Genomic DNA, 12,227 nt, shown 5'->3' with positions numbered 1-12,227 from the left:
GCATGTGTGCGGTGGGTGGGGGCGGCGTGATTTATGGGTCAGAATGCCGACGCTTTGGCGGTGTAGCCGGTCTTGGCGATGGAGTTGATGAGGGCGGCCACATCGCTTTGCGCGGGGTCATGTTCGACCTCAATGCGGCCAGTGGCAAATTTCACCTCAGCCTTTGTCACCCCCGGCAAGGCCAGCAGCGCCTTTTCAATTTTCGGCACGCAAGATGGGCAGGAAAGCTCGTCGCTGCGCAGTTTTGTGTGGATTTTTGTATCGGCCATGGTTGGTTCCTTTCAAGGGATCGTGGTTGCGTCTGCTTATGATATGGCTACACAATCAGCGCAGAGGAACTGGCTAAAAATGAAAGGCGTCTTTGCATGAATACACAGCTTGCGAATTGGGATGACTTGCGGGTGTTTCTTGCGGTCGCGCGCAAGGGCGGCCTGTCAGCGGCCGCGCGCAGCCTTGGGGTCAATCATTCGACCGTCTTTCGCCGTATCGCCGGGCTTGAGGAGATGCTGGGCGTGCGGCTGTTTGAGAGGATGCCGACCGGCTATGCGCTGACCCCGGCAGGCGTGGAGACGCTGGGCATTGTGGAACGGATCGAGGAAGACGTCGCCACGCTTGACCGCACCGTGACGGGGCAAGATTTGCGGCTTAGTGGTACCGTGCGGATCACCGCGACCGATATGCTTGCGCTCTGGCTCTTGCCGGACCATCTGGCAAAGTTCCGCGCGGCCTATCCCAAGATTGAGGTCGGCATCGCCGTTGGCAACCAGACGCTGGACCTGTCGCGGCGTGAAACCGACATTGCCCTGCGCATCGGCAACACCCCGCCCGAGACTTTGGTGGGGCGCCGCGTTGGCCAGTTGAAGTTTGCCGTCTATGGCGCACCGGATTATTGTGCCGCCCATACCGACCCCGATCTGGCAACGCATAGCTGGATCGGCCTTGATGGCGGCCACGCAGCCCTGACCCGGCCTTTCGCGCAACTCTTGCCCGGAGTGCGGCCTGCCATCCGCTCAAACTCGGTCGCCTGCACCGTGCAACTGGCCAAGGCGGGCCTTGGCCTCGCGGTTCTGCCCTGTGCCATTGCCGAACAAAAACCCGACCTGATCCGCGTCGCAGAACTGCCTGAGTCCTTCGGCCTTGATCTGTGGCTGCTGACCCACGAAGATCTGCGCCACACCGCCCGCATCCGCGCCGTGCTGGAATTCCTGACACCGGCACTGGCGGAAAGCCTAACGCAAGCCATTGCGATTGATAAAAATAATCCCGCTCAGCACCCGTCTGTCATCAACCCGGGGCTTCCCGTGCGACTTGGGAAAAAAGGGAGCCAGGCGCGCCATCTGCGCGTCGGTCAGCCAGAAAAGATCGCTCATGTCACCGCTCCGTTTTCGGAGGCGTGAATCACGCAGCGCAACAGAAATCAATGCATCCTGACCCTAGGACCATGACCTTGTTGCACACCAGGAGTGTCCGTGGCCTCGCAACACGTTTACACCCCATTGACCCCTAGCCTACGGCGACCCCGAACAGCGCACCGACCCCGGCTGTCGCCGCCATTGCAAGCGCTCCCCATAGCGTGACCCGCGCGGCCCCACGGACGACGCCTGCGCCGCCGGCCGAAGCGCCCAATCCGCCAAGAACCGCAAGGCCGAGGATCGTCGATCCCGCCACCAGGGAAGCGATCTGCGCCTCCGAGACCAGCAGCACGACGATCAGGGGTAGCACGGCCCCAACTGCGAAGGTCAGTGCGGACACCAGAGCCGCCTGGATAGGGCGGGCGGTAACGGTTTCCGAAATGCCGAGCTCGTCGCGCGCATGCGATCCGAGCGCGTCGCGTTCAGTCAGTTGCACGGCAACCTTTTTCGCCAGGTCGCGGTCCAGCCCCCTTTCAACATAAATCAGGGTTAGTTCCTCGAGCTCGGCCTCGGGCGTTTCCTCGAGTTCACGGCTCTCTCGGGCGAGGTCCGCCTGTTCGGCGTCAGTTTGCGAGCTGACCGAGACATACTCCCCCGCCGCCATCGACATCGCGCCAGCCATAAGCCCGGCCAGCCCGGCGATCATGACCTCGGGCTTGCCGGAGCCTGCGGCCGCGACGCCGACGACGAGGCTCGCGGTCGAGACAAGACCATCGTTGGCTCCGAGAACGGCGGCCCGCAACCAGCCGATGCGATGCACCATATGGATTTCAGAATGTGAGAGGCGGCTCATGGCTTGGCTCCTTGAACGATGTCTGCTTGCTCTGACATGATGGCCTGGGATTTGCCCGTAGCTGGCTCCTGCGGCGCGATGCGCAGCGCGCGCAGGGCGTTCAGGATCACGGCAACGTCGATCACTTCTTGCAGAAGCGCGCCCTGAACCGGCGTGAGGTAGCCGAAAGCGGCCGCGATCATGCCCATGACAGACAGGCCGATCCCGGCGACAACGCTTTCGACTGCGATCCGGCGGGAGGCGCGCGCGATCTCGATGCCGGGCCCCAGCCGGTCGATCCGGTCGACGAGCAGCACCACGTCGGCGGCCTCGGCCGAGGCCGCGGCGCCCCGTGCCCCCATTGCCACGCCTACATCGGCTGCGGCCAGGGCGGGCGCGTCGTTGACACCATCACCCACCATCATCACCGGCCCGTGTTTACGCTCGGAAAGCACCAGCAACACCTTTTGATCCGGCGTCAGACCGGCCCGCAGCCCGTCGAGGCCCAGCCCCTCGGTCACGCGCTCGGCCACGTCCGCGCGGTCGCCAGTAGCCAGAAGGATGCGCACGATCCCTTGACGGCGCAGACCGTCCAGCATCGCCCCCGCGCCCTCTCGCAACGGGTCAGACATCACCAGATGCCCCGCCAGGTGACCGTCAACTGCCACTGCGACAAGGACCGATCCGGCGCCCTTGGCGGGGTGATCGCCCGCCCTCTGCCCAACGCGGGACACAACGAAACCGTCACCACCGACGATCACGCTGTGGCCCTCGACATGACCCATGACCCCTTCACCCGGAAACTCGGCAACCTCGGATGGCACGGGCAACGAGAAGCCGCGCGCCTTCCCGGCCGCGACAATGGCCTGCGCAACAGGGTGCTTGGAGGCCTGATCGAGCGCAGCAGCGAAGCGCAGGATGTCGCCCTCGACCATGCCGTCGTGACTATCGATCGAGACGATCTGCGGCCGACCGTCGGTCAGCGTCCCCGTTTTGTCGAGGATCAGCGTGCGGATCCGCGCCATCGTCTCGAGCGGCCCTGCGCCCTTGATCAGCACGCCAAAATGCGCCGCACGCGAGAGACCCGCCACCAGCGCGACCGGCACGGCAAGGATCAGCGGACAGGGCGTGGCGACCACCAGCACGGCGACCGCGCGGATCGGATCGCCGGTGAACCACCAGGCCGCAAGGGCGATGCTGACGGTGACGACCAGAAACCCCAGCGACCAGCGGTCCGCCAGCCGGGACATCGGCGCTTTGGAGGCCTGCGCTTCCTCGACCAGGCGAACGATCCCGGCATAGGTGCTGTCCTTGGCTTCGCGCGTCGCCGTCAGGTCGAAGGCCTCGCCCGCATTGGTCGAGCCGCTCATGGCGTCGGCCCCGCGCGCCAGCCGGACTGGCAGGGACTCGCCGGTCAGCGCCGAGGTGTCGAGGAAGGCGGTGTCGGAGGCCACTGTGCCGTCTACCGGCACCACGTCGCCCTGCCGGATCAGCAGGCGATCACCGGGGGCGAGTTCGTCGAGCGGCACCTCCTCCAGCGCACCGTTGCGGTGCCGGGTCGCGGTCCGGGGCACGCGGGACAGGAGGTCCTGCATCGACCGACGGGCGCGGCCCTCTGCGAAGGCTTCGAGGAAGGTGCCGCCCGAATACATCACCGCAACGACCGCCGCTGCGAGCGTCTCGCCGAAGACGAGCGCCGCGGTCATGGAGAGCGCGGCGACGATATCGAGGCCCACCTCGCCGCGCCCAATGCTCCGGACGATTTCGACCACAAGCGCTGCGAGCGCGGGAACAACTCCTGCAATCCAGATCAGGTTCGCGATCTCTGGTTGGCCCGCAAGGTAGAATGCGAGTCCCACGATCAGCCCGGTTGCGGCCATCAGCAGGAGTGCGGTCTTGAAGCGATCGGTACGGGTCTGTTCCATGCGGCTCATCTTCCCCCGGCTGAGGCGATTGCCGCTGGTTCTTCGGAAAAAAGACGCCCGACTCCCACGCCCATTGCATTGCCTTCATCATCGCGCAGAAGAAACAGGGCGTCGAGTCCACGTTGTCTCGCGAGGTCCGCACCCCTCTCCGCACCGAGCACCATGAGCGCCGTCGCCCAAGCATCGGCCTCGGCACAGGTGCGGGCCACCACGGTGACGGAGGCCGGCGAGGCGATCAGCGGCGCGCCACGTCTCGGATCCATGGTATGCGACAGGCGGCGCCCCTGAACCTCGACCCAATGGCGGTAGTCACCGGAGGTCGCCACGGCGGCGTCCTGCAGCGCCAGAACCGAATGCGGCGTCCGGCGATCAGGGTCCGGCGCTTCTACCGCGATGATCCATGCCTCGCCATCGGGGCGCAGGCCCATGGCACGCATCTCACCGTCGATGCCGACAAGGGCGTCGGCAATCCCATGATCGCGCAAGGTCTCGGCGAGCCGGTCGACGGCATAGCCCTTGGCGATGCCGTTCAGATCCAGCGCAATGGGCGCGGTCTTGCGCAACTGCATCCCCTCGATCTCCAGCACCTCCTGCGCCGGGCGGCGGGGGGCGTCCATCACGGCGCGGATACCCTCGGGCGCGGCGGCCCCGGGCCCGAAACCCCAGGCCGTCACCGCATCGCCCATGCCGATATCGAAGGCCCCGCCCGAGGCGCGCCCGATCTCGAGCCCGAGGCGCAGGACCGCCCGCAGTTGCTCCGGCACCACCACCCAATCGTCCACCGGCGCCGCATTGATCCGCATGAGCGCGCTCTCCGCGTTCCACGTCGACATCTGCTTGTCCACCTCGTCGACAGCCGCCTGAAGGGCGGCACGGATTGCATCCGTGTCGCGGCCCCGATCCGCGAAGAACAGCGCCGACCAGCGCGTGCCCATGGTGGGGCCGTTCAGGGCGATGCGCGCGCGCTCAGTAGACATCTTCGACATACCGCCCCTCTGCCTTTAGGACTGCGGGCGTAAGCCCGGCAGGTGCGAGGATCTCGGCCAACGCATCGCTCACGCCCGTGGCCATGTCGCGCCCGCCGCAGACCATCACACGCGCCCCGTCGCAGATAAGCCGGGCCACCTGCGCCGCGTCGGCGCGCAAGGCGTCCTGCACATAACTGCGCCGCGCGCCGCGCGAGACGGCGGTGACAAGCCGGGTCAACCGCCCCTCAGCCTGCCAGCCGGGCATCTCTTCGCCATAGAAGAAATCGCTGTCCGCATGCCGCATCCCGAAAAACAGGTGCACGGGCCTGTGCCGCGCATTGCCGCGGATGAAGCCCGCCAGCGGCCCGATGCCGGTGCCCGCCCCGATCAGGATCAGCGGGGTGCGACCGCGGTCGGCGTGAAAGCCGGGATTGCGGCGCAGGAAGGCCGTGACCCTAGCGCCCGGCTCCAAGGCGGTCAGCTGGCCCGAGGCCAGCCCGCCCGGATGCTTGCGCACAACGATCTCCACGAAGCCGTCGCGGCGACCCGAGGCCAGCGAGTAGAGACGTGGCACGGCGCTGCCCTGCGGCAGGACACCGATCAGGTCGCCCGCCTGAAACCGTGCGAAACCCGCCCCGGTCAGCCGCTGCCACAGCGTCGTGCGCGGCAAGGCGAAGCGCAGGATCGCGGCCCCCGCCTGCATCTCGGCCCCGTAGTTGCGCCGCGAGACGAGGGTCAATGTTTCGGTGCGCGGCGAGACGGGCTGGTGAGAAAGCTCGAGAGAGATGCTAAGCGCCTCGCCAAGAGCGCGGCCCCAGCGCGCGAAATCCTGCGGGGACTGGCGGTCGATTGCGTCAAGCGGCAGAAGCTCCGGCCAGTCCTTCGCTTGCGCTGCTGCCGCAACGTCCTTGGCAAAGGCGCAATAGGCCGGAAAACTCCGATCTCCGAAACCAAGCACAGCCATGGGAATATCCGGCGCTCCGTCGAGGGCGTTCAACCGGTCGAGGAAGCCCTTCGCCGAGGCCGGCGCAGCCCCGTCGCCATAGGTCGCGGCGAGCACGATGATGCGCTCGGCTCGGGCGTAGCGCTCTGGCGCGAAGCCCGACATCGGGCCAACATGGACGCCCTGCCCCGCTGCCGTCAGCGAGGCATGCAGGGTCGCGGCGAAGCCCCAGGTGCTGCCACCCTCGCTGCCGACAAGAAGGATCGTCTCGGCACGGCCCGCGGGCTGGTTGCCGCGGATGCGCGGCCGCCCGCGCCGCCCGGCAAACCAGATCAGGACGCCGGTCACGCCCATCGCCGGCACTCCGAGCGCCATCATCCCGAGCACAAGGCCGAGCGTCGCGGCCCCCTGCCCCGTGTGCAGCATGTAAATGGTTTCCGAGACGCGCTCCCACCCGGTCAGGTCGGCCCATGCCACGAGCGCGCCGGTTCCCTGGTCAAGATAGCCGGTGCCCCGGTCGGTCTTCAGTGTGAACACGTCCGTCGCATCGCCGGGATAGGGAAAGCTCAGTTCGCGCAGCTCGGCGACGGGCGTCTGCAGCAGCGTGGCCATCTGATCGAGAGCGAACCCAATCTCTCCGCTCACTTCGGTGGGATCAGTCGGCAGGACGCCACCGTCCGGCAAAAGATCGAAGGTGGAGGCTGTCATCCAGAGGGCGGTGGTGGAGGACAGAACGAGGCCGATGACGGCGATCCGGGCGATCTCGACATGCAGCCTGCCCGCGAACGGACCGCGCAAGGACGCGAACCAGTGCCGCCATCCGCCCGCCCGTCGCGCGACCAGCATAGCACCCGAGAGCGAGAGGACCAGCATCGCCGCGGCCCCGGCGGCCATGGCGATGCGCCCGCCATCCCCGAGGAAGAGCGAGCGATGAAAGTTGGTGAGCCAGCGAAGGGCCTGGTTCGGGTCGGCCGAGGCAACGCCCGCGCCCGTCGCCGGGTCGATCACGGCAGCACCCGGCGCGCCCTGATCGAACCAATAGGCGGTGATCCGACCGGAGGGCGACCGCCGGATCTGCTCGACGCCCGGATAGACGGCCTGGATGCGGTCCGCGAGGGTGGCGACTGTCTGACCAGTCTCCACCTGCGGCGCGGTGATGCGCTCGACTGCCGGAAAGACCGAGAGCGCAGCGCCGCTCAGGCTCAGGATCGTGACGAGCGCGAGTGCCAGTAGACCCGGCCAGCGATGGAGTGTACGGATCATGGCCCTGCCCCTCACATGTCGTAGGAGAAGTTGGCGATGTAGCGCCGGCCGGTCACCGGCGTACCCGCGCCCGCCGTCGTCAGCGGCACGGCCACCTCGTTCGGGCTGTCGCGCATATCCTCGACCGCCGCGTCTATGTGAAGCGTGTAGCCCGCATCGAACAGCGCATCGGCCAGATCGAGCGTGATCTCGAGACTGCGGCCCGCGCCGACGCTGGCGCCGGTGATACCGTTTACCTGCGCGGTATCGCCGCCCGTGGCACGGTACCAGTCGCTCAGATGCTCGTAGTACTTGGACTTGCCACCAGCCATCCAGAGACTGCCGACATAGGCGCCCGAGGCGTCGGTAACGTAAAGCGCGAGGTAAGCGCCGTCGCCGCCATAGTTGTTGAGGGTGGTTGTGAGCGTCACGGGCCGTGCCATAGCGAGGCCGGGAAGCGTGAGTGCGGTGGTCAGCGCGAGCGTTGCGAGAAGTGATTTCATGGGAATGATCCTTGTTCAGGGTGCTTCGGAGCTGTTCAGTTCACCTGAACCTGCGGAGGGGCGCCGTTTCCGAAGAGGCCGTTCTGCGGAGGAGCGACCGTTCCAGCGGGCGCGGGATTGCGGGCGCCACCGCGGTCGTCGTCATCATCCTCGTAGTCCATCTCGACGATCTGCAGCGTCGCCGGATCGAGCTTCACCTCGATCTCGCGGCCATCCTGGTCTCGGCCTTCGATTTCGTAGCAGCCGTCGTCGATCTCGAAGTCGCGCACCGTCCAACCGTTCTGTTCGGCCATCTGCATGGCGGCCTCGCGCGGCTGCCACTGGTCACGGGGCGCATTGCAATCATCGTCGTCGGCCAGCGCAGCGCCGGCGGGCAAAAGTGCGATCAGGGCAAGGGCGGTCAGGGTCTTTTTCATGGCAAGGGGTCCTTTCGTTTGATGAGACCAATCTGGCACCCCGACCTGAGGGCATCCTGACGCCCCAGCGATTCCTGCTTCAGCTTGCCGTCAGGAAAATGGCCCCGCCGATGAGGGCGGGGCCAAAAAAAGATGCGAGCGCAGGCTACAGGGCTGGCATGGCTATGCGCCCTGCCCCGCGTTCAGGTGAATTCGAACTGCTCGAAGCGGACACGGCGAGGCGTTTGGCCTTGTGCTTTCAAGCCCTTGAGAATCCCGTCCTTCAGACCGGTTGGGCCGCAGAACCACAAATCGGCTTGCCGGATCGCGAAAGGGACCGCGCCAATCAGGCGCTCGGCCGTGAGCCTGCCATCGCGCGTCGTAACGACCACCTCGAAACTGAACCTCGGGTTGCGGGCAGCCGCAGCGCGCAGCGTCTCTACCCCAATCGCCTCCTCTTGTGTCCGAACGCAGTGGATGAGGTGAATGTCGCGGCTATCCGCTTCGCTCAGGCTTTCGGCCCAGGCGAGGAACGGCGTGATACCGATGCCGCCCGCCAGCCATATCTGGCGCGCACCGCCCTTGCGGAAATTGAACCGTCCATATGGCCCTTCGACCTGCACGCGCGTTCCGGTCCGCAAGATGGCGGGCAGGCTTCGTGTCCAGCCACCCAAGCCCCGGATGGAGAACGTCAGGGTGCCGTCAGGGCGCGGGGCGCTGGCGATCGTGAAGGGGTGCGGCTCGGACAGTCCTGCCTCTGGCGCGCGGAAGAAGGCGAATTGCCCCGGCCGCCACCGCATGGCCCGCCCCTCGGGGCGGAGGGTTAGCGTGGTGGTGTCCTTGGTCTGGCTGATCTCTGTGACGGTGAATTCTCTACGCCGCAGGTACGGGGCGACCAGCTCGGTGAATATCCACGCGATCACTCCCGCGATGCCAAATGTGTTTAGAAGCACCGAGAGCGATGGATCTACCTCTGTCGGCAGGTCGACGAAGAACTGGTGAAAGACCACGATTGCAAAAAGGGCCCCCATGAAACGATGGCTGAACCGCCAGATCTGATAGGGGATTTCCAGTGGGGTGAAGGGCAATCTCCGGAACCAGCTGACAGCAACCAGGGCGAGAAGCGCGTTGAAGGCAAGTTCGCCCGCCTCTTCACCAAGTTCACCAAGGGAGGTTTCACGCACCAAACGCTCGAAATCCGGCTCGATCTGCTGGTGCAGGATCATCAGGACCATTGCGGAAATACCAAGCCACTTGTGGAAACGGTACATGCGATCGAGACCGCCGAACAATGGTTCTACCAGCGGCGGCCGTGCGGCGAGGATCAGGGTCTGTGCCATCGCGACAACTGCCGCGGCCCCGACGGCAATGCCAAGTGCTGCATCCGCGCCATAGGGCGCATAGGTGTTGAACCCGATCAGTGCCGCCAGCAGGCATGGCAACGCAACCAGCACCGGGCCCGTCAGAGCTAGAGGAGAGTTTAGGGAAAGCCGGGAGAGTGGCGGCAGGCCCGGCACCGGGACATTACCGTCGCGACGCGCTGCATCAGTCATCGTCGCGTCTCTCGTGATCCCGCTCGCGGCGATCATCCTCGTCGTCCTCGTATTCGAACTCGATTATCTCCAGCGTGGCCGGGTGGACAGTCACCTCGATCGCACGCCCCTCGGCATCCCTCCCATCGATCTCGTAGCAGCCGTCATCGATCTTGATCCGGCGCACCGTCCAACCATTTTCCTCAGCCAGCATGGCAACAGCATCGCGCGGCTGCCAGTCGGCCATCGGCACGAAGCAATCGTCGTCAGCCAGCGCCGCGCCGACCGGAAAGACCGCGAGAAAGCCGATAATTGTCAATGTCTTCTTCATGGGGCACACTCCTAGTGGCTCGCCTCTTGATGCCATTCATGCGCCGCGAAGCTGACGGCAGCCTGAAGGGGCTCGACCCACAAGCTTCAGCTTCGTGTCAGCCAGACGGATCATGGAGGGACATCAGGAAAGGACGGGTACGACCATGCGCATATTGCTGATCGAGGACGACACGACTCTTGGCGCTGCCGTGCGCGACCAGATCGCATCTGATGGCCAGTCAGTAGACTGGGTCACGCGGCTAGACGCGGCGGCAGACGCGATGAGCGCAACCTCCTACGACCTGCTCCTGCTCGACCTCATGCTACCAGACGGACGTGGTATCGGGTTCCTCAAGGGCCTCAGGACGCGTGGAGACGTGACGCCGGTCATCATCCTGACGGCGCTCGACCAGGTCTCCGATAGGATCGAAGGCCTCAATGCGGGCGCTGACGACTATCTTGTGAAGCCCTTCGACCTGTCGGAACTGTCGGCACGGATCGGATCGGTCGCGCGGCGCTACAGCGGCAACCCCAACCCGATCCTGACCCACGGACCGCTCGACATCGACCTTGCCGCGCGCAGCGTCCATCGGGATGGCAGACATGTGCCGCTGACGGCGCGGGAATGGGCGCTCTTCGAGGCCTTCCTGGCGCGTCCCGGGCAGCTCCTGTCCAAGGCGCAGTTGGAGGAGAAGCTCTACGCTTTCGACGCCGAAGTCGAGAGCAACACCATCGAGGTGCACGTGAGCCGCCTGCGCAAGAAACTGGGGAGCGCCATCATCGAGACCGAGCGCGGCATGGGTTACCGGCTGGGCAAGCCATGATGTGGCCATCCAGCCTTCAGGTACGGCTCGGCTTGTCACTCGGCCTTGTGCTGACGATCCTCTGGCTCGCCGCCGCCACGGTTACCGCGGTGATCGTTCGGGGCGAGATGGATGAGGTCTTCGACAGCGCCCTACGCGAAACCGCCGAGCGCATCCTGCCGCTGGCCGTGACCGACATCGTCGGGCGAGAAGATCAGGGTGTGACGCAGCGCCTCGCGCCGATCCGGGAGCATGACGAGTTCTTCACCTACATCGTACGCGATGCCGAGGGACGCATTTTGCTGCAATCCCATGCGGCGGACCCTGCCGTGTTTCCTCCATACGATGGTCCGGGATTTGGGCAGAACGCCACACATCGCCTCTACAGCGACGCGGCGCTCCAGGGGACGATCAGCATCACCGTGGCCGAACCGTTGGCGCATCGCGCTTCGGTTGCTCGGGAAATCCAGATGAGCCTCGGCCTGCCGCTGCTGGTTGTGCTGCCGTTGGCGCTCGCGTCGATTATTCTCGCTGTGCGCTTTAGCCTCGCCCCTCTCCATCGGTTCCGTACGCGGCTTGAAGCGCGCGGCGTGCGCGACCTGTCAGAAGTACCCGCGGCCGACCTGCCGACAGAAATCCGACCGCTGGCTGCAACCTTGAACAGCCTTTTGGCTCGGTTGCGCGACGCGTTCGAGGCTGAGCGAAGTTTTGCAGCCAATGCGGCTCATGAACTAAGGACACCATTGGCGGGCGCTATCGCCCAAGCGCAGCGACTGCGGTCAGAGACCAAAGATCCGACCATCGACGCGCGCGCCGCCGAGATCGAGGCGACGCTCAAGCGTCTCGCTCGGCTGTCCGAACGTCTCCTGCAGCTTGCGCGGGCGGAAGGCGGTAGACTTCGGATGGACCAGAGCGCTGATGTCAGAACCATCACTCGGGTCGTGGTGGAAGATATTGCGCGCAGCACAGAGAACGGGCGCCTTATGTTGAACTTGCCGGACACGCCTGTCTTGTCTGATATCGACCCCGACGCATTGGGAATTCTGTGCCGGAATCTGGTGGAAAACGCCCTACGCCACGGGGCGCAGAATGCCCCAGTCGAGGTTACACTCACGAGCGACGGGCAGTTGATCGTGGCGAACGAGGGCCCCGCGGTAGCAACCCAAACACTCGAACGCCTGACAGGGCGCTTCGAGAGGGCAGATGCAAAAACTGATGGTAGCGGGCTTGGCCTCGCTATCGTCTCAGCCATCGCAGAACGGATCGAAACCTCTCTCTTGCTCCAGTCACCACGTCCCGGTGAAACTTCTGGATTTCAGGCATCCGTCAGATTGCCAACAGATGCTCCAAATGCCCATGTGAAAGATCGGGAGCATTGGCCTTGAAGTCTGACGCATCACCGGCGACGTCATCGTTTGAA

At 65.3% G+C, this 12,227-nt stretch carries 11 protein-coding genes and 2 pseudogenes; 3 read left to right on the top strand and 10 right to left on the bottom strand.

All coding sequences use genetic code 11. The features are described 5' to 3' along the window. Positions 1-38: 38 nt before the first annotated feature. Positions 39-269, bottom strand: coding sequence for a heavy-metal-associated domain-containing protein (locus AC07Y0_RS25570; protein ID WP_305250397.1), 231 nt, complete (start codon positions 267-269; stop codon positions 39-41). Between the two features lie 96 nt (positions 270-365). On the opposite strand from AC07Y0_RS25570, the pseudogene AC07Y0_RS25565 reads away from it, so the two are divergent. After that, positions 366-1,205, top strand: a pseudogene (locus tag AC07Y0_RS25565) (LysR family transcriptional regulator); the annotation flags it as partial. 27 nt (positions 1,206-1,232) lie between these two features. Here AC07Y0_RS25565 and AC07Y0_RS25560 read toward each other — a convergent pair. The 9 genes and pseudogenes from AC07Y0_RS25560 to AC07Y0_RS25520 all read right to left on the bottom strand — a co-directional run. Next, positions 1,233-1,370 (bottom strand): annotated as a pseudogene (locus AC07Y0_RS25560) (transposase); the annotation flags it as partial. Between the two features lie 133 nt (positions 1,371-1,503). Further along, a complete protein-coding gene (locus AC07Y0_RS25555) occupies positions 1,504-2,205 on the bottom strand; it encodes a VIT1/CCC1 transporter family protein (RefSeq protein ID WP_150297411.1) in 702 nt (233 codons plus the stop codon). Next, positions 2,202-4,109, bottom strand: coding sequence for a heavy metal translocating P-type ATPase (locus AC07Y0_RS25550; RefSeq protein WP_305682868.1), 1,908 nt, complete (start codon positions 4,107-4,109; stop codon positions 2,202-2,204). The genes AC07Y0_RS25555 and AC07Y0_RS25550 overlap by 4 nt, the downstream gene beginning before the upstream one ends. A gap of 5 nt (positions 4,110-4,114) precedes the next feature. After that, complete coding sequence (locus tag AC07Y0_RS25545) at positions 4,115-5,095, bottom strand: FAD:protein FMN transferase (RefSeq protein ID WP_159964028.1); 981 nt, start codon at positions 5,093-5,095, stop codon at positions 4,115-4,117. After that, positions 5,076-7,283, bottom strand: a complete 2,208-nt coding sequence (locus AC07Y0_RS25540) for a PepSY domain-containing protein (RefSeq protein ID WP_498680563.1) — start codon at positions 7,281-7,283, stop codon at positions 5,076-5,078. Before AC07Y0_RS25540 ends, AC07Y0_RS25545 begins: the two co-directional genes overlap by 20 nt. A gap of 11 nt (positions 7,284-7,294) precedes the next feature. After that, positions 7,295-7,765 carry a DUF2271 domain-containing protein gene (locus AC07Y0_RS25535; protein ID WP_069301738.1) on the bottom strand — a complete coding sequence of 157 codons (471 nt, stop codon included), beginning with the start codon at positions 7,763-7,765 and terminating at the stop codon, positions 7,295-7,297. Positions 7,766-7,800: 35 nt separating this feature from the next. Beyond that, positions 7,801-8,181 carry a PepSY domain-containing protein gene (locus AC07Y0_RS25530; RefSeq protein ID WP_009503876.1) on the bottom strand — a complete coding sequence of 127 codons (381 nt, stop codon included), beginning with the start codon at positions 8,179-8,181 and terminating at the stop codon, positions 7,801-7,803. 182 nt (positions 8,182-8,363) lie between these two features. After that, a complete protein-coding gene (locus AC07Y0_RS25525; RefSeq protein ID WP_108693376.1) occupies positions 8,364-9,749 on the bottom strand; it encodes a ferredoxin reductase family protein in 1,386 nt (461 codons plus the stop codon). Beyond that, complete coding sequence (locus tag AC07Y0_RS25520; protein WP_009503874.1) at positions 9,706-10,023, bottom strand: PepSY domain-containing protein; 318 nt, start codon at positions 10,021-10,023, stop codon at positions 9,706-9,708. Before AC07Y0_RS25520 ends, AC07Y0_RS25525 begins: the two co-directional genes overlap by 44 nt. A 145-nt stretch (positions 10,024-10,168) precedes the next feature. Between AC07Y0_RS25520 and AC07Y0_RS25515 the strand changes: the two genes are divergently transcribed. Then, positions 10,169-10,828 (top strand): response regulator transcription factor, encoded by a 660-nt coding sequence (locus AC07Y0_RS25515; RefSeq protein WP_076535543.1) that lies wholly within the window; start codon positions 10,169-10,171, stop codon positions 10,826-10,828. Then, entirely contained in the window at positions 10,825-12,192 is a 1,368-nt protein-coding gene (locus AC07Y0_RS25510) for a sensor histidine kinase (protein ID WP_076535544.1), read from the top strand. The genes AC07Y0_RS25515 and AC07Y0_RS25510 overlap by 4 nt, the downstream gene beginning before the upstream one ends. Positions 12,193-12,227: the final 35 nt, after the last annotated feature.

The organism is Allorhizobium sp. GW101-3B10 (genome assembly GCF_059424725.1).
This window is presented reverse-complemented; position numbering and strand designations above follow the sequence as displayed.

Bases quoted from the DNA above. Each gene is read 5' to 3' on its own strand.
- AC07Y0_RS25570 (WP_305250397.1), bottom strand. From the start codon at position 269: ATGGCCGATACAAAAATCCACACAAAACTGCGCAGCGACGAGCTTTCC.
- AC07Y0_RS25555 (WP_150297411.1), bottom strand. From the start codon at position 2,205: ATGAGCCGCCTCTCACATTCTGAAATCCATATGGTGCATCGCATCGGC.
- AC07Y0_RS25550 (WP_305682868.1), bottom strand. From the start codon at position 4,109: ATGGAACAGACCCGTACCGATCGCTTCAAGACCGCACTCCTGCTGATG.
- AC07Y0_RS25545 (WP_159964028.1), bottom strand. From the start codon at position 5,095: ATGTCGAAGATGTCTACTGAGCGCGCGCGCATCGCCCTGAACGGCCCC.
- AC07Y0_RS25540 (WP_498680563.1), bottom strand. From the start codon at position 7,283: ATGATCCGTACACTCCATCGCTGGCCGGGTCTACTGGCACTCGCGCTC.
- AC07Y0_RS25535 (WP_069301738.1), bottom strand. From the start codon at position 7,765: ATGAAATCACTTCTCGCAACGCTCGCGCTGACCACCGCACTCACGCTT.
- AC07Y0_RS25530 (WP_009503876.1), bottom strand. From the start codon at position 8,181: ATGAAAAAGACCCTGACCGCCCTTGCCCTGATCGCACTTTTGCCCGCC.
- AC07Y0_RS25525 (WP_108693376.1), bottom strand. From the start codon at position 9,749: ATGATCGCCGCGAGCGGGATCACGAGAGACGCGACGATGACTGATGCA.
- AC07Y0_RS25520 (WP_009503874.1), bottom strand. From the start codon at position 10,023: ATGAAGAAGACATTGACAATTATCGGCTTTCTCGCGGTCTTTCCGGTC.
- AC07Y0_RS25515 (WP_076535543.1), top strand. From the start codon at position 10,169: ATGCGCATATTGCTGATCGAGGACGACACGACTCTTGGCGCTGCCGTG.
- AC07Y0_RS25510 (WP_076535544.1), top strand. From the start codon at position 10,825: ATGATGTGGCCATCCAGCCTTCAGGTACGGCTCGGCTTGTCACTCGGC.